This window comes from Streptomyces diversicolor, from assembly GCF_057537855.1.
On record NZ_BAAJXA010000003.1, the window covers coordinates 247,275 to 267,672 of the forward strand.

Sequence of the window (20,398 nt, forward strand, 5' to 3'; positions counted from 1 at the left end):
TGCTGACCGTCCCTCGCCCCGGCCACGCCGTCGGGGACGCGGAGGGTCGAAGACGACCCGCGGTCGATCGGGTACGCCGCCGGGGGCCGCCCGCTGGGCGCGCGGCTGCTGGTCGTGGTCATCGCCGCGCCGGTGTCCCTGACCGCTGCGCCGACCGTCGCCACCGTGGTCGCCCAACGCGCCCGCCTGCTCGGCGAGTTGGACGATCTGGTCACGGCCGCCGAGCGCGGCGTGGCCGACGCGGCGCGCCGGCCGGAACGCGCCGGTGGTGGCGGCGCCCGTCGCGAGCGGCCCGCCGATGGCGTGCATGGCACGCTGGTCGTGCCGGTGCAGCGCGTCGTACTCGCTCTTCGACACCTCGACCTGTTCATGCGTGGCGCTGCCGAGGTCGATGGCGTAATAGCGACCGGCCTCGGTGCTTCCGGCCTGGCGGGACGTGTCCGCGATCATGCCGCCGGCCGTCAGACCGATATCGGACGCGAAGAGAAAGAACAGAAGGAAGCGCAGGGAGCGGGGCAGCCGCCGCACGGCCGGCCAGTGATCCGCGCGGGTGACCTTCGTTCCGTCGGCCCGCAGCGCGATCCCGTGCGCGACGGTCACGACGAACAGCGGGAAGAGCAGGGCGAATTCAGAATTCGATCGGCACCAGCCCACCGTGGAACGGTACCGGCAGGAGCGTGAGCGTCGGCACCGGCAGCGAGAGCACGCTGAGCGCGAGGGCCGCACCTGCGTGGACCTTGAAGCTGGTCCTCACCAGCCCGGCCCGCCCCCATACCCGAACCGGCAACCACGCGCCATCATGGGCGAGGTGGCGCAGCCGGACGCGGAAGTCACAGCAATCCGCGCCTTGTTGGGGCGTGCCGAGGCCACCGGGCGGCTCGGTCTGCGTCTGTCGGCCACGGGCCGAGGGCAGTCGACCACCGGGCGCCGACCCCGGCGACCGTGGCGCGTAGCGCGCCGCCCCGCCTGCCTCCGCGCGGGTCCGAGGGCGGCTGCGGGCAACTGCCCGATTTCCGACCGGCAAAGGGCACGACGAGGGGAACGGCATCATGGCGACGGCCCTGTTCTGCGGAGACATAGCGTTCGATGTGGCGCTGCGCGTGCCCCGCTTTCCCGACCCGGACCAGAAGACGCACGCGTTCGAGCACCTGGTGAGTGCCGGAGGTGTGGCCGCCAACGCCGCCGTCGCCTGCGCCCGGCAGGGTGTCGACACGGCGCTGCCGGCCGTCGTCGGGGACGACGTGTTCGGCGCGTACGCCACGGACCACCTCGCGGCGCGCGGGGTCGACGTCACGGGTGTCACCACCACGCCGGGCATGACCGCGCTGTCGGTGTGCACCCTGGCCGAGGACGGGGAGAAGCGTCTCGTCTACACCTCGTCCGTCTCGCAGTACCCCTCGCTGGAGCGGGTGCGCGACGCCGAACTGGCGGGAGTGGACTGGATCCACACCTCCTGCCTGCACCCCGAGGGCGCGGCGGTGCTCGCGGAGCGGGCGCGCGCCGCCGGCATCGCGCTGTCCATCGACCTGGAACCCCTCGCGCTCGCCCACGGCATGGACGCGCTCGCCCCGGCCCTGCACGGGGCGGCGGTTGTCTTCCTCAACGAGCGGACCACGGCGGAGATAGGCGACGTGCACGCCTTTGCCGCGCGCCACCGGCTCAGGTCGGTGGTACGCACCGCGGGGTCACGCGGGGCGACGCTGACGTACGGGTCCGGCGAGATCGCCGTGGCCCCGCCCGCCGGCCGGATCATCGACACCACCGGCGCCGGCGACTGCCTGGCAGGTGTCTAGATCGCCCGTTCCCTGTCCGGCGCGGACCCGCACTCGGCGCTCCGGGCGGCGGTGGCCTCGGCGACGTACGCCTGCGGCCACCTCGGCGCGCAAGGCGGATACCCGGACGGACCGACCACGGACGAACTCCTCGCCGCCGCGGACACCTGACCGCAGGGTCGGGACACCCACCTCCGGAAACCGAAGCCTCAGCTCGGCGAGGGGGTTGATCGGGCAGCGTCGCACCCGCCGTCTGAGCACAGGCCCTCGGCGAGAACCGGCCAGCCGGCATCGCCTGGGCTTCGCCAAAGTCCGTCGCAGAAAGCCCCGGGCCGGCACAGGGACGACCGTGCAACCGCCCGATGAGGTCCATGCCGAGATCATTGACCTGTGTCAGGAAGGTGATGCGCTCCCAGGGATGGGAGAGTTCACCGAGGCCGGACAGCGCTACGTCGAGGATCCCGGCCGCCCCCGCCGTGCCCCGTGCCGGCCGCAGCCCACCCCACCTGCCAACCCCGGTCGCCCCGACCCAGCCCGACCCCAGCCGCCCCCGACCACACCCCGCCCCCGACCCCTGGCCGTCTCCGACCACACGCCGCCCCCCCCAACCTCGGCCGCCACCACACCCCGCCCCCGACCCCAGCCGCCCCCACCCACACCCCGCCTCCGACCACACGCCGCCCCCCAACCCCGGCCGCCACCACACCCCGCCCCAAACCCAGCCGCCCCCACCCACACCCCGCCCCCGACCCCAGCCGCCCTCACCCACACCCCGCCTCCGACCACACCCCGCCCCCCAACCCCGGCCGCCACCACACCCGTCCCGCCCCAGCCGTTTACACCTCTCGTCGGGCGCGCTAGCTTCACTGGGGAGTGGGATGGGAGCGCTCCCATTCGGTGGTCCGGAACCCGTCGAAGGCGGGACCGCTCCCATCCCGCGTGTTCACGGCATCCAGGACACCCGCACACCCTTCGCACGACCGTCGAATCCGGAGGTGGACGTGTCATGTTTGCGACAACCAGACCGAGGGGGCGCCCGCGATTAGCGGGAGCCTCACCGCGCGGCGCCCTCTTCCTCGTCCTGCTGGCGCTGCTCACCACCGTCCCGGCCCTCGGGCTCATCGTGGCCGGCGGCGGCCGGGCCGAGGCCCACGGCACCCCCATGAAGCCGGGCAGCCGTACCTTCCTGTGCTGGCAGGACGGACTCACCGACACCGGTGAGATCAAACCCGTCAACCCGGCCTGCCGGGCGGCCCAGCAGATCAGCGGGACCACCCCGTTCTACAACTGGTTCTCCGTGCTGCGCTCGGACGGCGCGGGCCGCACCCGCGGCTTCGTGCCGGACGGCGAGCTGTGCAGCGGCGGCAACCCGAACTTCACGGGCTTCAACGTGGCCCGCGACGACTGGCCGCTGACCCATCTGACCTCGGGCGCCACGGTCGACTTCTCGTACAACGCCTGGGCCGCCCACCCGGGTTGGTTCTACGTCTACGTCACCAAGGACGGCTACGACCCCACCCAGCCGCTCACCTGGGACGACATGGAGGACCAGCCGTTCCTGACGGTCGACCACCCGCCGCTGAACGGCTCTCCTGGCACGGTCGACGCCAACTACTCGTGGAGCGGGCAGCTGCCGGCGGACAAGTCGGGGCGGCACATCATCTACATGGTGTGGCAGCGGTCGGACAGCGCCGAGACCTTCTACTCCTGCTCCGACGTCGTCTTCGACGGCGGCAACGGCGAGGTCACGGGCATCCACGACCCAGGGCACCCGACCGAGCCGCCGCCCGGCGCCTGCACGGCCACCCGGCGCACCACCGGGACCTGGTCGGGCGGGTACCAGTCGGAGGTGACCGTCACCAACAGCGGTGATGTGCCGATGCTCGGCTGGATGGTCGACTGGACGCTGCCGGCCGGCCAGTCGGTGGACAGCCTGTGGAACGGGAACGCGACCTACACCGGCCAGGACGTCATGGTCCACAACGCGGACTGGAACGGGTCGCTCAGTCCGGGGCAGAGCGCGACCTTCGGGTACGTGGTCTCGGGATCCGGCGGCGACAGCGCGACGAACCTGCCCTGTCAGGTGGGTTGATCCGCTCGGGCGGACCCGGTGGCGGTTGCCCACCGGGTCCGCGAGCCGGACGGGTGAGGGGGGTGGCCCGTCCAGGTGGGGCATGGCTTGTGCCGACCTGGAGTGCGACAACGTTGTCGATACGGTCTGACCATGACTTTACCGCCCCAACCGACAACGATGTCAAGCCACTTGGTGCGGCCAGGCCGGGGTGATCCGGGCCGGCGCCGGTACCGGCGCACGCGGTCTTCCGTGGCACCGGTGGCGCGGGTTACTGTCCCTGCGGCTTGTGCGACCTGTGGTGCGCGACCCGTCCGAAGGAGGAGGGGCCGCGTCATGCGATTCCGTCCCACGTCCCTGCTGCTGGCCGCCGTGCTCGCGGTCGGCGGTTCCCCCGCCCTCGCGGCGACCGCAGCACCCCCCGAACTCGTCAAGGACCCGACCGGATACGTCGATCCGCTGATCGGCACCAGGAACGGCGGCAATGTCTTCCCGGGCGCCGTCGTGCCTTTCGGCATGCTCTCCTGGAGCCCCGAGAACACCCGCGGCGACGCCACGAGAACCGCCGCGCCCGGCGGCTACCAGTACGACGCCACCCGCATACGGGGCTTCAGCCTCACCCACATGTCCGGCACGGGCTGCGCGGGCGGCAGCGGCGACATCCCGTTCTTCCCCTATCCGGGCGAGGTCACCTCGTCCCCGGCGAGCGACACCAAGGACGCCGTGTACGCCGCGGACTTCAGCCACGCCGACGAGACGGCCGAACCCGGTCACTACGCGGTGAGCCTCGCCTCCGGAGTGACCGCCGACCTCACCGCCACCGCGCACACCGGTTCGGCCCGCTTCACCTATCCGGCCGGCCGGCCCGCCTCGCTGCTGGTGCGCACCGCCAACTCCGAAGTCGGCTCTAGCGCTTCGACGGTGTCGATCGACCCCGAGCGGCGCACCATCTCCGGGTCCGTCACCTCCGGCAACTTCTGCGGCTACCTCGACCCCGAAGGCCGGCGCGACTACTACACGCTCTACTTCACGGCGAAGTTCGACCGCGCCTTCAAGGCGACCGGCACCTGGCAGGACGACAAGCTCACCCCGGGGGCGACGTCCGCGTCGGGCGGCACCGGCGGCTTCGCGAACGGCGGGCGGCCGGTGGCGGGCAAGGGCGCCGGCGGATACGTGGAGTTCGCGCCCGGCTCCGCTCCCGTGCACGCCAAGGTCGGCATCTCGTACGTGAGTCAGGCCGGCGCCGAGGCCAATCTCGCCGCCGAGAACCCGTCGCGCCGGTCCTTCGACGACGTGCGCGAGGCCGCCCGGCGCGCCTGGCGCGAACGGCTGGGCCAGATCCGGGTGGGCGGCGGCACCGACGCCGAACGCACCACCTTCTACACCGCCCTCTACCACGCCCTGCTGCACCCGAACGTGATCAGTGACGCCGACGGCAGATACCGCGGCGGCGACGGCGCCGTGCACCGGGTGGGCCGCGGCCACCGGGCCCAGTACGGCACCTTCTCCGGCTGGGACGTCTACCGCGACCAGGTGCAGTTGCTGACGCTGCTCGACCCGCGGGCCGGGTCGGACATCGCGCAGTCCCTGTACGAACTGGCCCGGCAGAACGGCGGTGTCTGGGACCGCTGGCTGCACGGCGCGAGCGGCACGCACGTCATGAACGGCGACCCGTCGCCCACCGCGCTGGCCGGCATCCGGGCCTTCGGCGGCACCGACTTCGACCTGCGCGGCGCGCTGGACTCGCTGGTGAAGGCGGCGACCGTGCCGACCGCCCAGGACCTGTCGGCGGCGGGCAAGCCGGTGCTGTCGGTGGGCCAGCGCCCCTCGCTGGACAAGTACCTGGCGCTGCACTACATGCCGTCCGTGTCCAACGCCTGGGGCGGCGCGGCCGAGACCCTGGAGATGTCGACCGCCGACTTCTCCCTGTCCCAGCTGGCCGCGGCGGCGGGACGCAAGGACACCGCCGCCGCCTTCGCCGGGCGCGCCCAGTGGTGGCAGAACAACTTCAACATCGCGGCCGACCCGACCGGCGGCTACATCGCCAACCGCAAGGCCGACGGCAGCTGGGTGACCGGCTTCACCCCGGGCACCGGCAACGGCTTCGTGGAGGGCACCGCGGCCCAGTACACCTGGATGGTCCAGCACAACCCGGCGGGCCTGTTCGCGGCCATGGGCGGCACCGACGCGGCGCTGGCCCGGCTCGACGACTTCTTCCACGACGCCGACGGCGGCTGGGCCTTCACCGGCAGCGGCGGCGCCAAGTCGGAGCTGGACAACGAGCCGTCGATCAACGTCCCGTATCTGTACGCCTATGCGGGCGCCCCGTACAAGACGCAGGAGACCGTCCGCGCGGCGATGCGGCAGCTGTGGACGACCGAGCCCGGCGGCATCCCCGGCAACGACGACCTCGGGGCGATGTCGGCGTGGTACGTGTTCTCCGCGCTCGGCATGTACCCGCAGGTGCCCTCCCGGGCCGAACTCGTCCTCGCCTCCCCGCTCTTCGAGCGGATCGAGATCGACCGGCCGCACGGCAACGACATCTCGGTGAGGGCGGCGGGCGCGGCGGCCGACGCCCCGTACGTGCGGTCCCTGAAGGTCGACGGCCGCACCAGTGACCGGGCCTGGCTGCCGGCGTCCTTCGTGCGGGACGGCGGCCGGCTCGACTACACGCTCTCCGGCACCCCGGACCGCGCCTGGGGCACCGGCCAGGCGCCGCCGTCCTTCCGGGAGGGCGAGCAGCCGTACCAGATCGGTGTCGGCCCGACCGCGGCGACCGTCGCGCCGGGCGGCAGCGCGAAGGTCGGCATCCGCGCGCTGTCGCTGAGCGGCGGCAGCGGGCCCGAGGTCCGCTTCCGCGTCGAGACACCGGACGGGGTCACCGCGACGCCCGCCGCCGGCACGGTGACCGGCGGCTCGCAGGAGATCACCCTCGCCACCGGCCCGGACACCCCGCAGGGCTTCGCCACCGCCAAGGTCACGGTGACCGCCGGCGACACCTCGTACGAGCAGCCGGTGTCGCTGACGGTGGCCGCGCCCGGCACCCTGCTCGCCGCCTACGACACCACCGGTGTCTCCGACGACGAGGGCGATCACGACGAGGCCGACTTCGACGGCGGCGGATGGAGCTATTCCCGTCAGGCCCTCGCCGCGGCGGGCCTCGCCCCGGGCGGTCACGGCACCGTGGACGGCCTGGACTTCACCTGGCCGGCATCGCCGAGCGGCCGCCCCGACAACGCGTCGGCCGCCGGCCAGAGCATCGAACTGGCCTCACCGGCGGCCCGGTTGTCCTTCGTCGGCAGCGCCGTCAACGGCAACCAGCGCGGCACGGCGACCGTCCGGTACGACGACGGCACCACCGACGCCGTCGACCTCTCCTTCACGGACTGGACGGTCGGCGGAGGCGGCGGAACCGTGCAGTACGGCAACGAGGTGGTCGCCAGGACGGCGTACCGCAACGTCGCGGGCGCCGACCGGGACCCGGTGGTGACGTATGTGTTCGCCACCCGGCCGTTCGCGGCCCCTCAGGGCAGGCGGATCGTGGGCGTCACCCTGCCCGCCAACGCCGACCTGCACGTCTTCACCCTCGCCGTCGGCTGACCGTACGGCAGCGCGGGGGGCCTGCGACGATGGGGCGATGACCGAAGGACATCGCCCCGCGGGCCGCCTCGCGCTGCATCCGGACACCCGCGGCGTCACCCTGGACGGCCGGACGGTGCGGCTGAGCCGCAAGGAGTTCCAGGTCCTCGCGCTCCTCGCGGCGGAGCCGGACACCGTGCACACCGCGGCCGAACTGGCCCGCCGCGTCTGGGACTTCCTGCTGCCGCCGGGCGGCGAGCCGGCCATCGACGTCGAGGTCGCGCGGATCCGCGCCAAGCTCGGCCACCCGTCGTTCCTGCACAGTGTGCGCGGCGAGGGGCACCGGCTCGACTCGTCCGCGCTGTACGCGGCGGGACCCGCACACGCCGAAGGGGCGGACCCGGAGTGATTCCGGGCCCGCCCCTCGCTGCGAGCGGTGCGGGTCAGGCCAGCAGCTCCACCTCCGCGAGCGTCGACTGACCGTCCAGGACCAGCCGGTACTTGGTGTACGTGCCCGGCGAGGGGATGGTGAACGCCCTGGTCTGCCGGTCCCAGGTGAACGACTCGCCGGAGCGCTTGTCCAGGGTCTTCCACGTGGTGCCCTCCGTGGAGCCCTGGAGGGTCCAGCCGGACGGTGCCTTCGTGCGGTCCGTGGACGACGTCAGCGTGTACTGGAGCGCCTTGGCGGCGGCGCCGACCGGCAGGTCGACGGAGGTGACCGCCGCGTCCGTCGCCGACGTGTCGTCGAACAGCGCGCCGTCACCCTTCAGCACGTCCGCGCGCGGCGTCGGCGCCTTGTCGTCCTGCGCGATGGAGACCGGGCCCGCGTCCTTGCCCGTGCCCCACCTGGACGGCTTGGCGCCCATGTCGAAGCTCAGCACCCCGCCCTTGGCCAGCACCGAGTGCGGCAGCGAAGTCGACGTCCAGGCACGGCCGTTGACCTTCAGGCCCTGCACGTACACGTTCTTCGCGCTGTTCTTCGGCGCGTTGACCACCAGGTCCCGGCCGTTCTCCAGATGGACCGTGACCTTCTTGAACAGCGGGGAGCCGATGGCGTACTCGCCGCTGCCCATGACCAGCGGGTAGAAGCCGAGCGCGGAGAACAGGTACCAGCCGGACATCTCGCCGTTGTCCTCGTCGCCCGGGTAGCCCTGGCCTATCTCACTGCCCACGTACAGCCGGGACAGCGCCTCGCGCACCAGCGCCTGCGTCTTCCACGGCTGACCCGCCGCGTCGTACATGTACAGCGCGTGGTGCGAGGGCTGGTTGGACTGCCCGTGCATGCCCATGCGGACATCGCGGGCCTCGATCATCTCGTGGATGATCCCGCCGTACGAGCCGACGACCTCGGGCGAGGCCGTCTCCGGCGTGGAGAAGTACTCGTCGAGCTTGTCGGCGAGGCCGGACCGGCCGCCGTAGAGGCCCGCCAGGCCCCGGCTGTCCTGCGGCGCCGTGAACGCGTAGCCCCAGCCGTTGGTCTCCGTGTAGTCGTAGCCCCACACGCGCGGGTCGTACTTCGCCGAGTCGACCCGCCAGTTGCCCTTGGCGTCGCGGCCCTGGAAGAAGCCCGCCCGAGAGTCGAAGAGGTTCACGTAGTCCTGGGCGCGGTTGAGGAAGTACTGCGACTCCTCCTTGTAGCGCTTCTCGCCCGTCTTCTTGTACAGGGCCTCGCCCATCTTGGCGATGCCGTAGTCGTTGAGGTAGCCCTCCATCGCCCAGGACAGGCCCTCGCCGGTGGCGGTGCTGGTGTAGCCGAGGAACGGCGAGGTGGCCATGCCCTTGCGGCCCACGCCGGAGGACGGCGGCACGACGGTCGCGTTCTTCAGGGCCGCCTCGTAGGCCGCCTTGCCGTCGAACCTCACGCCCTTGACGTAGGCGTCGGCGAACGCGACGTCCGAGGAGGTGCCGGTCATCAGGTCCGCGTAGCCGGGCGAGGACCAGCGGGAGGTCCAGCCGCCGTCCTTGTACTGCTGCACGAACCCGTCGACCATCTCGCCCGCCTGAGAAGGCGTCAGGAACGAGTACGCGGGCCAGGTCGTCCGGTAGGTGTCCCAGAAGCCGTTGTTGATGTACACCTTGCCGTCGACGATCTTCGCGCCCGTGTGGGTCGGGGTGTCCGGGCCCGGCATCGGGGAGAACGGCGAGGCGTACCGGTACGTCGAACCGACCTTCTCGAAGCCGGAGTTCGGGTACAGGTACAGCCGGTACAGGCTGGAGTACAGGGTGGTCAGCTGGTCGGGCGTCGCGCCCTCCACCTCGACGCGGCCGAGCACCTTGTCCCAGGCGCGCTGGGCCCGCGACCTGACCGTGTCGAAGGACGTGCCGCCGGGGATCTCCTGGCGCAGGTTGTCCTTCGCCTGGTCGACGCTGATCAGCGAGGTCGCCAGGCGCAGCGTGACGGTGCGGTCGGCACCCGCGTCGAACCGCAGATAGCCCTTGACGCCGCCGGAGTCGCCCTCGGTGACCGGCTTGTCGAAGACGCCGTAGACGAACAGCCGGGTGGCGCCCGCCGACAGACCCGACTTCACGTCGGAGTAGCCGGTGACGATCCCGTTCTCCTTGTCGAGGGTCAGGCCCGCCTGGTCGGTGACGTTGTCGAAGATCACGCTCGCGTCGTCGCCCGGGTAGGTGAAGCGCAGCGCCGCCGCGTGGTCGGTCGGCGCCATCTCCGCCTTGAGGCCGTTCTCGAAGCGGACGCCGTAGTAGTACGGCCGCGCCGTCTCGTTCTCGTGCCGGAACGCCAGCGCCCGTGCCGTGCGGCCGGTGTCCGGGGTGCCGGCCGCGGCGGACGGCATCACCTGGAAGGTCTGCCGGTCACCCATCCAGGGGCTCGGCTCGTGGCTCGCGCTGAACGCCTGGATCGTCGGCAGGTTGGCGTCGTTGTTCGCCCGGGCGTACTCGTACAGCCAGCTGAGCGAGGACGCGTTGGTCACCGGGGTCCAGAAGTTGAAGCCGTGGGGCACCGCGGTCGCGGGGAAGTTGTTGCCGCGCGAGAAGCTGCCGCTGGAGTTGGTGCCGCGGGTGGTCAGCGCGTAGTCGGACAGATGCGCCTTGGGCTTGTCCGGGGTCGCCTCCCGCAGCGCCACGTCGTCCAGCCAGCCGCGGAACTTCGCCGGTCCGGTGGGGGAGTCGTAGGCCAGCAGGATCCGGTCGACGGTCTTGCCCGCGGCGACCGAGCCGATCCGCGACTCCACGTTGTTCCACTGGTTGACGTACAGCACCTTCGCCGCGCCCTGCCCCCGCGGGGACAGCGCGAAGCCGTGCTGGTCCGTCGCGCCCAGAGCGCTGAGGTAGGTGCCGTCGGTGAAGGCCAGGTCCACGGAGACGTTGGTGGCGTCGTAGTCGCGGTCGCCGTCGGCCATGGACGGGAAGATCCGGTACGACAGCCGGGTGTCCCGGCCGACCTTCACGTTCACGTCGAAGACCTTGTTGTACGAGTAGGCGCGCCCGTTCGCGGTGTGCCGTCCCGCGTATCTGAGGGCCCGCTTGCCGGTGAAGCCGGCGCCCGCCTTGGCGGTCGGCGATCCGCTCGGGCCGCGGTCGACCAGCGAGAGCATGTCCTGCGGGACGGGGTTCTCGCCGCCGCCCGTGGAGAACTGGACGTCCGCGAGCTGCAGGATCCCCGACGCGCCGTTGTTCTTCGTCACGTCGAGCCGGAAGTGCTGGTACTCGGCCGGTTCTGCGAGGTCGTACGACTTGGTCTTGAAGCGCTCCGAGAAGGTCTCGCCCAAGCGGGTGTCGAGGGTCTTCCAGTCCTTGCCGTCCGTGGAGCCCTTGAGGGTCCAGTCCTTCGGGTCGCGTTCGGCGTAGTCGTTGGCCGACGTCAGGGCGTACGTCACCAGCTTGACGGGCTTGTCCAGGTCGAACTCCACCCAGCCGGTCGGCTGGAAGGCGAGCCACTTGGTGCTCGGCTCGCCGTCGATCAGATTCTCCTTCACCTCCCCTCCGCCGGTGTTCTCCGCGCTCGCGCGCACCTCGGTGACATGGTCGGTGACGTTCCCCGGGATGCCGGTGCTGTAGCCGCCGTCGACGCCCGAGGCGCGCTTGGTCCCGTCCGGCGCCGTGTCCACCGTGTTCAGCCAGTCCGGCGCCGGATCGTCCGCCTCGAACGAGGACGCGAACTCCCGGTCGGCGGCCGGTGCCTTGGCGGGCAGGGCGACGGCCGCTCCCTGCGAGCCCGCCGCCATGACGAAGGCGGTCGTCAGCACGACCGCCGGTCCCCATCTGTACCGCGTTCTCCGCTGCATCTGCGGAAACCCTCCCTGCGCTGATCAGACAACGTTGTCAAATTTGGTGCGCAAGAACCAGTAGGGAGTCAAGTGACCGATGATGTCAAGGGTGTTGCGTGCGGCATTCGGGGCTCTATGTCGCGGATTTTTCCGGCAAGGCGCCCACAGGTGGCGCATATTTCCGCGAGGTCTCAACTCGGAAAAGACCCATGGCCAACCTTGCATTCGATCTTGCTCAGCCAGCGGGAAGTGGACTATACCTGTCGGCGTTTCCTGCACGACCCAGCGCTACCCGACCGCGGTGCCGGGGAGGATCCGGTTCACCGCCTGAGTCCTGGAGAAAGCGAGGACTTGAGCATGGGATCCACTTCCGCAGCGAACCACGGTGGCGATGGCGTAGGCCGCCGCGACCTCATCAAGCGGTCCGCCGCACTCGGTCTGCTCACCCTTCCCACGGCGGGCTTCCTGTCCGCCTGCGCGAGCAGCGGTGGCGACAGCCAGGACAAGGCGAAAGCGGGCAAGAAGACGGCGCGGAACCCGCTCGCCGTCAACGACACCGCGCAGATGGAATTCGTGCTCTTCGACGGCGGCTTCGGCAAGGAGTACGCCGAGGACGCCGTGAAGATCTACGAGAAGGACTTCCCGAAGGCCACGGTGAAGTTCTCCGCCACGCAGAAGATCCAGTCGACGCTCCAGCCGCGCTTCAACCAGGGCAACCCGCCGGACCTCATCGACAACTCCGGCGCCGAGCAGATGGACATGGGCGTCCTGGTCGGCAAGAACCAGCTCGCCGACCTCACCCCACTGCTCGACGCCCCCTCCTACGACGACCCCAACAAGAAGGTCCGCGACACGCTGCGGCCCGGCATCGTCGAGATGGGCCAGTTCGACGGCGACCCGGTCTGGATCTTCTACTACGCCTACACGGTGTACGGCGTCTGGTACTCGCAGAAGGCCCTGGACTCGCTCGACGAGCAGTACCCGCAGACCTGGGACCAGATGCTCGCGGTCTGCGAGAAGGCCAAGAAGAAGGGCATGGCGGGCTGGACCTACGCGGGCAAGTACCCGTACTACATCCCCTTCTCGCTCTACCCGATGATCGGCAAGGTGGGCGGCCGGGAAGTGCTCGACGCCATCGACAACCTCGAACCGAACGCCTGGAAGCACCCGGCGGTCAAAGCCTGTTTCGAGGCATACTACGAGCTGTACAAGAAGGGCTACGTCCTCAAGGGCACCCCCGGCCTCGACCACATCCAGTCGCAGACCGCCTGGGCCCAGGGCAAGGCCCTGTTCCTGCCGAACGGCTCCTGGGTGGAGAACGAGTCGGCGAACGTCATCCCGAAGGACTTCGACCTGGCCGTCTCGGCGCCCACCGGCCTCGACTCCTCCGACAAGATGCCGTTCGGCACCATCTGGGCCTCCGGCGGCGAGCCCTTCGTCGTTCCGGCCAAGGCGAAGAACGGCGCGGGCGGCATGGAACAACTGCGCATCATGCTCAGCGAGGCATCCTCGAAGAACTTCACCGCCAAGGTGAAGTCGCTGACCGCGTACAACGGCGGCACCACCGGAATCGCCCTGACCCCGGGCCTCAAGTCCGGTGTCGCCGCACTGGACAAGGCCGGCCAGAACGTGGTCAACCCGCGGCTCCAGGACTGGTACGTGAAGCTCCAGAAGGAGCAGATCGGGGTGGCCGGCCTCGGCGAGATGATGGCGGGCCGCATGACCCCGGCCGAGGCCATCAAGAAGATCCAGGGCTTCGCCGACGCGGCCGCCAAGGACACGTCGATCAAGCACTACAAGCACCAGTGACGATCCGTCACCAGGGCCTGCCCGGCGGCATCCGCCGGGCAGGCCCCGGCGGCGCCCGCGCAGAGATCGGGGTCGGCAGCAATGCAGCACGGTAAGTACCGGTTCATCGTGGGGTTCCTGGTGGCGCCCCTGGGGCTCTACGCGCTCTTCGTCATATGGCCCTTCATCCAGTCCATCTACTACTCCTTCACGGACTGGACCGGGCTGAGCCCCGACTTCAAGATGGTGGGCTTCGACAACTACCAGCGGATGTTCGACGACGAGATCTTCTGGAAGTCGTTGCGGCACAGTCTGCTGTTCGCGGTCCTGCTCCCGCTGGTGACGATCAGCCTCGCGCTGTTCTTCTCCTTCATGATCAATGTGGGCGGGCGGCGCCGCAGGGGCGGACCGGTCGTCTCCGGCGTCCGCGGCTCCTCCTTCTACAAGATCGTCTACTTCTTCCCGCAGGTGCTGTCCATCGCGATCGTCGCGCTGCTGTTCGCTTTCGCGTACAACCCGGACAGCGGTGCCCTCAACTCGCTGCTGCGCGGCATCGGCCTCGACAGCGTCCAGCCGCTGTGGCTGGGCGACCCGAGCCTCGCGCTGTGGTGCGTGATGGCGGTCCTCGTCTGGTCGACGGTCGGCTTCTTCGTGGTCCTGTTCTCGGCGGGCATGGCGTCGATCCCCGCCGACCTGTACGAGGCGGCCCTGCTGGACGGGGCGAGCCGCTTCACCACGTTCTTCCGCATCACCCTGCCGCTGCTGTGGGACACCGTGCAGTCCGGCTGGGTCTACATGGGCATCCTCGCGCTGGGCGCCGAGTCGTTCGCGGTCGTGCAGATCATGACGACCGGGCCGGGCGGCCCCGACTACTCGACCACCGTGATGGTCCTGTACGTGTACCAGAAGGCGTTCCGGGACGGTCAGGCCGCCTACGCCACCACCATCGGCGTCGCCCTGCTCGTCGTCACCCTCGCCTTCGCGGCGATCGTGATGCGGCTGGGCCGTCGCGAGCGGCTGGAGTTCTGAGCATATGAAGACGACCGAGACCCCCGTGCCCCCGCCGGCCGCGTCCGGCGCGCCGGTCGGCAAGGCGGACGGGCCGTCCGCCGGGCGGCCCGAGCGGAAGAAGGAGGGCCAGGTCCTCAACGCCTTCTCGCACGGCTTCCTGATCCTGTGGGCCGTCATGGTGGTCCTGCCGCTGGTGTGGGCGGTGATGACGTCCTTCAAGGACGACCGCTCGATCTTCACCTCGCCGTGGTCGCTGCCGGACAAGCTGCACTTCGACAACTGGTCGCGGGCCTGGACGCAGGCCAACATGAGCGACTACTTCCTCAACACCATCCTGGTGGTGGGGGGTTCGCTGATCGGCACGCTGGTCCTCGGCTCGATGGCGGCGTACGTCCTCGCCCGCTTCGACTTCCCCGGCAACCGGTTCATCTACTACCTGTTCATCGGCGGCATGAGCTTCCCGATCATGCTGGCGCTGGTCCCGCTGTTCTACGTCGTGAACAACATGGGGCTGCTGAACACGATCCACGGCCTGATCCTCGTCTACATCGCGTACTCCCTGCCGTTCACGGTGTTCTTCCTGACGGCGTTCTTCCGTACGCTGCCGACATCGGTCGCGGAGGCGGCCTTCGTGGACGGCGCGTCCCACTCCCGGACGTTCTTCCAGATCATGCTGCCCATGGCCAAGCCCGGACTGATCAGCGTGGGCATCTTCAACTTCCTCGGCCAGTGGAACCAGTACATGCTCCCGACGGTGCTCAACACCGACCCGGACAAGCGCGTCCTGACCCAGGGCCTGGTCCAACTGGCCGTGAGCCAGGGCTACAAGGGCGACTGGTCCGGCCTGTTCGCGGGCCTGGTCATGGCGATGCTGCCGGTACTGGCGGCGTACATCGTCTTCCAACGCCAGGTGGTCCAGGGACTGACGGCCGGAGCGCTGAAGTAGAACACACGGAGCGTGACCCGTCCGGCGCGATTCCAGCCGCCTCGCGCAGGCAGCCCCGCGGGGCCGGGCCGAGGAGCCGTGCCGCGGCCCTGCCGACCGGGGCCCACGCCGAGTGGCGCCGCACGCATCCGACCGCGTGTCCCCGTGGCGGGCGCCGGCGTCGGGGATGGTCCGCTGGGGGCCGCGCTGCGGTGACGTGAAGGGGTGTCTTCCGGGTGGTCGCCCTTCGCGGAGGCGCACGTGTTCCTGCGGCCGGCGGTGACGGGGATCGTCCGCCGGGGGCCGTGCTGCGGTGGGGTGAAGGGCGTCTTCCGGGCGGTTGTCCCTCATGGAGGCGCACGCCTTGCTGCGCCGGGGCGTAGCTGGTCCGCGTGCGCTGTTGCTCCCGCCCCCGCGGAGCGGCGGCAGGCCCCTCGGGCACCGTGTCCTGTTCGCGCCGTCGACGCTCGCGGTGCGACGGAGTCGCGGACAGCCGGGCGCGCGGCTGGGCTCAGCGCAGCGTGCGGCGTTCGGCGCGGCGGGGACGGCCGCGTGCCCGCCGGGGAAGCTCCCCTCAAGGAGCATGTCGGGCGCGCCGGGGCGGGGCAGGGCCGTCTTGAGTACTTGCTCCCGATCGTGGCCACGACGACCCCGATCGCCGCGCACCCCTACCACCAGCACCTGCGCACCAGGGCTACCACCGCGATGACGCCCAGGCCCGCGATCAGGGTTTTGACGTGGCTCAGTTCCAGCTGGGGCGGGGGCGTCGAGGCGTAGGCCGCTCCGTTCGCGGACAGCGGCGCGCGCGGCTGGGGTCAGCGCGGCGTGCCGCGTTCGGTGCGGGCGGGCCCCTTCGTCGCGACGTACCAGAGCAGGGCCGCGCACCCGAAGGCCGTGGCCGCGTCGACCAGTGAGAGCACAAGGGTGTCGCTCCGTGCGCCGGCGGCGAGCGCGACGGCCGCGGACAGGGCCAGGGTGACGGGCGGCAGCGCCCGGGGGCCGCAGGTGACGGCAGGCGCGGCGGCGCTGGGCAGCAGCCGGGCCACGAGGCTGTAGCAGGCGCAGGCCAGCAGCGTCGAGCCCACCACATCGCTGGGCCGGTGGTGACCGAGGGCCTGGACGGCGGCGGCGATGCAGGCGAACCAGAGCACGCCGACCGTGGTGACGTAGGGGCGGACGCGGGGGGACGCGACGAGGACGACGCCGAGGGTCAGCGCGGCGGGGACGGCCGCGTGCCCGCTGGGGAAGCTGCCCTCAAGGAGCATGTCGGGCGCGCCCACCAGATCGGGGCGGGGCAGCGCCGTCTTGAGTACTTCCTTGCCCCCGATCGTGGCCACGACGACCCCGATCGCCGCGCACCCCTGCCACCAGCATCTGCGCACCAGGGCCACGACCGCGATGACGCCCAGGCCCGCGATCAGGGTTTTGACGTGGCTCAGTTCCAGCGGTGGCAGGGGCGTCGAGCCGTAGGCCGCTCCGGACCACGGATAGATCCATGCGTTCTTCCGGGTGTCGCCACCGAGATCGAACAGGGCGTTCTCCGCCCGCTGCCCGAACGGGGTGCAGACAGCGAGCAGATAGACCGCCAGGAACCCCAGGGAGTACAGCAGAGCGGGGGTCCACGGCCGTATCGACCGCGAGGGACCGCGGCCGGCCGGCGCTTCCTGGGCCGGGCCGGGGCCGTCCGGCCCGTGCGGAGACAGCGCCGGAGGATCTTGCTGGGTCATCGCCTTCTCTGTTCTTCCTGAGGTCTTCCTGAGGTCTTCCTGGGGGCGAAAGGTCACTGTTCGTGGAGCGCCCGGCTCTGCCGGCGCCGGGCGGCGATCGCCAGGAGCGGGAGGGGTGCGATCAGGAGGGGCAGGACGACCAGGTCCGGCAGGGAGTTCATGAACCCGTTCGGCTGGACGACGATCGCCTGCGTGCGGACGAAGGCGACCGCCGCGACGGGGATCAGCCACCGGTGGTCCCCGGTGGCGGCCGTCGCCCCCCACGCGGCGATCAGCGCGGCGACTTCGAGGGCGAACAGACCGCGCTGGAAGGCCGGACTGACGGCGGTGACGTGCAGGCCCCCGGCCACGGACATGGCGAGCACGACGGGGACCAGCCAGCGGTACGAGTGGCGCCGCAGCCGGCCGGGACGGCAGACCGCCGGCACGGCGCACGCGGCGCACAGCGCCCCCGACAGCACCAGGTCACGGGCCGTTATCGGGGCGCCGAGGCCGTAGTAGCCGAGGCCCGTCTTGCCCTCGTCGCCGAAGAACGTGGTGTTGTTGAAGGTGGCACCGGCGTAGATCATCGCCGCCGCGGCGGGCAGCGCGATCCATGCCCTGCCGCGCAGCAGGGCGATCAGGCAGACCAGCGGAAGCAGGCCGTAGGGCAGCAGCCGGGTTCCCGTGGGCCCCTGTGCCCACGGGAACCAGCCGGAGTAGTCGAAGGCGATGGCGTGCCGGCCGGGATCGATGCGCAGTGCCCAGTGCCACACGTCCTGTAGGTACGGCACCAGCGCCAGCGCGGCGAGGAATAGCGCGGTCAGATGGATGCCGTCCAGCCACCACGGCCGGGCCGTGTCGTCGGCGACGGCGCGGGCGCGCGCCCGCGCCCCGGCACGTGCCAAGGCGACGATCTCCCGCGGCGGGGGCCAGGAGCGGCCGGGATACGCCTCGGCCAGGCAGGTCAGCAACTCCTCGCCCTGCCGGGAACGGTAGGGCTCGGGATAGGCCGCAAGCAGCAGACGGTTCATGCCGGGGCCGGTCCGACATCGCGCGAGCGTCCGATGACGAAGGCAGCCGCCTGCTGCATCCGCAGCGCCTCCTGGCCGAGCACCACGGTGCCGTCCTCGGTGAGCCGGTAGTAGCGCCGTGCCCGCCCGTCCACGATCTCCTCGTCGCCGGCGGCCACCAGCCCGGCCCGCTCCAGCCGCTCCAGCGCGCCGTAGAGAGTGCCGACGGCGATCCGCAGCCGGCCGTCGGTGGCCTGCTCGGCGGCCTTGATGATGCCGTAACCGTGCAACGGCCCGTCCATGAGCGCGGCAAGGATGAAGTACTGCGGTTCCGTCAAGGACGGCCTCTGGCGTGTCATACACCGAGCATATATCGACCTACGAAATATATCCGCGACTCGGGTGATCGGACGGCTGCCGGTCGGGCCCGCCCGACCCCGCGCGCCCCCGGCGGACGCGCACGGCAGGCCGCGTACGGCCGGCGCCGGCCGCGCCACCGGGAACCCCGCATGCGACCCCCGCCGTCGTCCGCGCCTGCGTGGCCGCGGTCCGTACCGCGTCCCGTGTCGCGTCCCGTGCCGGGGTCGCGCGGCCGTGGGGGGCGGCACGGGCGGCACGGGCGGCGCGGGTGCTCGGGGGTGCCGGTCGCCGGTCGGCCGCCTGAAGGCGCCCACGCAGGGCGGGCTGCCAGGGGTGCGCCGCAGCGTTGTGCGTGGCGTTGGTTCGCGTTTGTGATGTGCGTATGGGGTCTCTGGGCGGGGGCGTCCCGGGTTCCGTGGCTGAAGGGGGAGCGGGGGAGCGGGCGGGCGCGGGAGGGAGGGGGCGCGGGGTGCCGTGACGGTGGTCCGGGGACCGGTCGAGGGGGACGCCGCCCTGCTCCGGGGTGGCGTGGGTATGTCCGGAGGATGGCCGGTGCGCGACCGACCAAGTGCCGGCGATTTACGTCAAGGACTTGACTGCGGCAACCCCTACAGAAGAGCTTGGAGTTCATAACTTGTAAGTGGCCCGGTTCCGCGGATGTGACCTGGGCCACGGGCGGCGCAGGGGCCGCCCGGCCGATGGCGGGAGTGGATGAGTCGATGGAGACTCCGGGGTCGCAGTCGTCGCTGCACCGAGCCAACCTGGAAAGAGTCGTACGGGCGGTGCGGCTGGCCGGGTCGCTCACGCAGGCGGAGATCGCGCGGACGACCGGCCTGTCCGCGGCGACGGTCTCCAATATCGTGCGGGAACTCAAGGACGGCGGGACCGTCGAGGTCACGCCGACGTCGGCGGGCGGCAGGCGGGCCCGCAGCGTCTCGCTGAGCGGAGACGCCGGCATCGTCATAGGTGTCGACTTCGGCCACACCCACCTGCGCGTCGCGATCGGGAACCTCGCGCACCAGGTGCTGGCGGAGGAGTCCGAGCCGCTGGACGTCGACGCCTCGGCCACGCAGGGCTTCGACCGGGCGGAGCAACTGGTCAACCGGCTGATCGACGCGACCGACGTCGACCGGTCCAAGGTGGCGGGCGTGGGCGTCGGCGTGCCCGGCCCCATCGACGTCGAGTCGGGCACCCTGGGCTCCACCGCCATCCTGCCGGGCTGGTCCGGCACCCGGCCCGCCGAGGAGCTGCGGGGGCGGCTCGGCGTACCGGTGCACGTGGACAACGACGCCAACCTGGGCGCCCTCGGCGAGCTGGTCTGGGGCAGCGGCCGGGGCGTGCGCGACCTGGCGTACATCAAGGTCGCCAGCGGCGTCGGCGCCGGTCTGGTGATCAACGGCAGGATCTACCGGGGCCCCGGCGGTACCGCGGGCGAGATCGGGCACATCACGCTCGACGAGGCAGGCCCGGTCTGCCGCTGCGGCAACCGCGGCTGCCTGGAGACCTTCACGGCCGCGCGCTATGTGCTCCCGCTGCTCCAGCCGAGCCACGGCACCGACCTGACCATGGAGGGCATCGTACGGCTGGCCCGGGACGGCGACCCGGGCTGCCGCCGGGTGGTCGCCGACGTGGGCCGGCACATCGGCAGCGGGGTGGCCAACCTGTGCAATCTGCTGAACCCCAGCCGGGTCGTGCTCGGCGGCGACCTCGCCGAGGCCGGCGAGCTGGTGCTCGCGCCCATCAGGGAGTCGGTCGGGCGCTACGCCATCCCCAGCGCCGCGCGGCAGCTCTCCGTGCTTCCCGGCGCGCTCGGCGGGCGCGCCGAGGTGCTCGGGGCGCTCGCCCTGGCGCTCAGCGAGATGGGCGATTCCACCCTTTTGGACGGCACCCTGTCGACAGCGGCACCCGTCTTCACTTAGAGAACGGCTGACACCGTTGCCATCT

General features: G+C 71.2%; 14 protein-coding genes. 10 read left to right on the top strand and 4 right to left on the bottom strand.

The window, feature by feature from the left end; all coding sequences use genetic code 11:
- Positions 1-114: 114 nt before the first annotated feature.
- The 5 genes from AC27LF_RS04805 to AC27LF_RS04825 all read left to right on the top strand — a co-directional run bounded on the left by AC27LF_RS04805 (position 115) and on the right by AC27LF_RS04825 (position 7,831).
- A complete protein-coding gene (locus AC27LF_RS04805) occupies positions 115-681 on the top strand; it encodes a hypothetical protein (protein WP_479661581.1) in 567 nt (188 codons plus the stop codon).
- A gap of 368 nt (positions 682-1,049) precedes the next feature.
- Entirely contained in the window at positions 1,050-1,793 is a 744-nt protein-coding gene (locus AC27LF_RS04810) for a carbohydrate kinase family protein (protein ID WP_479661580.1), read from the top strand.
- A 985-nt stretch (positions 1,794-2,778) separates the two neighbouring features.
- Complete coding sequence (locus AC27LF_RS04815) at positions 2,779-3,864, top strand: lytic polysaccharide monooxygenase auxiliary activity family 9 protein (RefSeq protein WP_479659741.1); 1,086 nt, start codon at positions 2,779-2,781, stop codon at positions 3,862-3,864.
- Positions 3,865-4,179: 315 nt separating this feature from the next.
- On the top strand, positions 4,180-7,443 hold the full coding sequence (locus AC27LF_RS04820) for a GH92 family glycosyl hydrolase (protein ID WP_479659740.1): 3,264 nt from the start codon (positions 4,180-4,182) through the stop codon (positions 7,441-7,443).
- A gap of 37 nt (positions 7,444-7,480) precedes the next feature.
- A complete protein-coding gene (locus tag AC27LF_RS04825; protein WP_479659739.1) occupies positions 7,481-7,831 on the top strand; it encodes a winged helix-turn-helix domain-containing protein in 351 nt (116 codons plus the stop codon).
- A gap of 34 nt (positions 7,832-7,865) precedes the next feature.
- On the opposite strand, the gene AC27LF_RS04830 is transcribed toward AC27LF_RS04825, so the two are convergent.
- A complete protein-coding gene (locus tag AC27LF_RS04830; RefSeq protein WP_479659738.1) occupies positions 7,866-11,669 on the bottom strand; it encodes a GH92 family glycosyl hydrolase in 3,804 nt (1,267 codons plus the stop codon).
- A 339-nt stretch (positions 11,670-12,008) separates the two neighbouring features.
- On the opposite strand from AC27LF_RS04830, the gene ngcE reads away from it, so the two are divergent.
- The 4 genes from ngcE (at position 12,009) to AC27LF_RS04850 (ending at position 16,152) form a co-directional block, all read left to right on the top strand.
- Positions 12,009-13,460: an N-acetylglucosamine/diacetylchitobiose ABC transporter substrate-binding protein gene (gene ngcE / locus AC27LF_RS04835; RefSeq protein ID WP_479659737.1), complete on the top strand. Its 1,452-nt coding sequence runs from the start codon at positions 12,009-12,011 to the stop codon at positions 13,458-13,460.
- Between the two features lie 81 nt (positions 13,461-13,541).
- Positions 13,542-14,468: a carbohydrate ABC transporter permease gene (locus tag AC27LF_RS04840; protein WP_479659736.1), complete on the top strand. Its 927-nt coding sequence runs from the start codon at positions 13,542-13,544 to the stop codon at positions 14,466-14,468.
- A gap of 4 nt (positions 14,469-14,472) precedes the next feature.
- Complete coding sequence (locus AC27LF_RS04845) at positions 14,473-15,396, top strand: carbohydrate ABC transporter permease (RefSeq protein ID WP_479659735.1); 924 nt, start codon at positions 14,473-14,475, stop codon at positions 15,394-15,396.
- Between the two features lie 531 nt (positions 15,397-15,927).
- Positions 15,928-16,152: a hypothetical protein gene (locus AC27LF_RS04850; protein ID WP_479659734.1), complete on the top strand. Its 225-nt coding sequence runs from the start codon at positions 15,928-15,930 to the stop codon at positions 16,150-16,152.
- A 38-nt stretch (positions 16,153-16,190) separates the two neighbouring features.
- Here AC27LF_RS04850 and AC27LF_RS04855 read toward each other — a convergent pair whose 3' ends face one another.
- The 3 genes from AC27LF_RS04855 to AC27LF_RS04865 are packed head-to-tail and all read right to left on the bottom strand — an operon-like array spanning position 16,191 to position 18,453.
- Positions 16,191-17,102, bottom strand: a complete 912-nt coding sequence (locus AC27LF_RS04855; RefSeq protein WP_479659733.1) for a phosphatase PAP2 family protein — start codon at positions 17,100-17,102, stop codon at positions 16,191-16,193.
- A gap of 53 nt (positions 17,103-17,155) precedes the next feature.
- On the bottom strand, positions 17,156-18,115 hold the full coding sequence (locus tag AC27LF_RS04860) for a hypothetical protein (protein ID WP_479659732.1): 960 nt from the start codon (positions 18,113-18,115) through the stop codon (positions 17,156-17,158).
- A complete protein-coding gene (locus AC27LF_RS04865; protein ID WP_479659731.1) occupies positions 18,112-18,453 on the bottom strand; it encodes a PadR family transcriptional regulator in 342 nt (113 codons plus the stop codon). Before AC27LF_RS04865 ends, AC27LF_RS04860 begins: the two co-directional genes overlap by 4 nt.
- Positions 18,454-19,173: 720 nt before the next feature.
- Here AC27LF_RS04865 and AC27LF_RS04870 point away from each other — a divergent pair.
- The gene (locus AC27LF_RS04870) at positions 19,174-20,373 is read left to right on the top strand and encodes an ROK family transcriptional regulator (RefSeq protein WP_479659730.1); all 1,200 of its coding nucleotides are present in this window, start codon (positions 19,174-19,176) and stop codon (positions 20,371-20,373) included.
- Positions 20,374-20,398 lie beyond the last annotated feature (25 nt).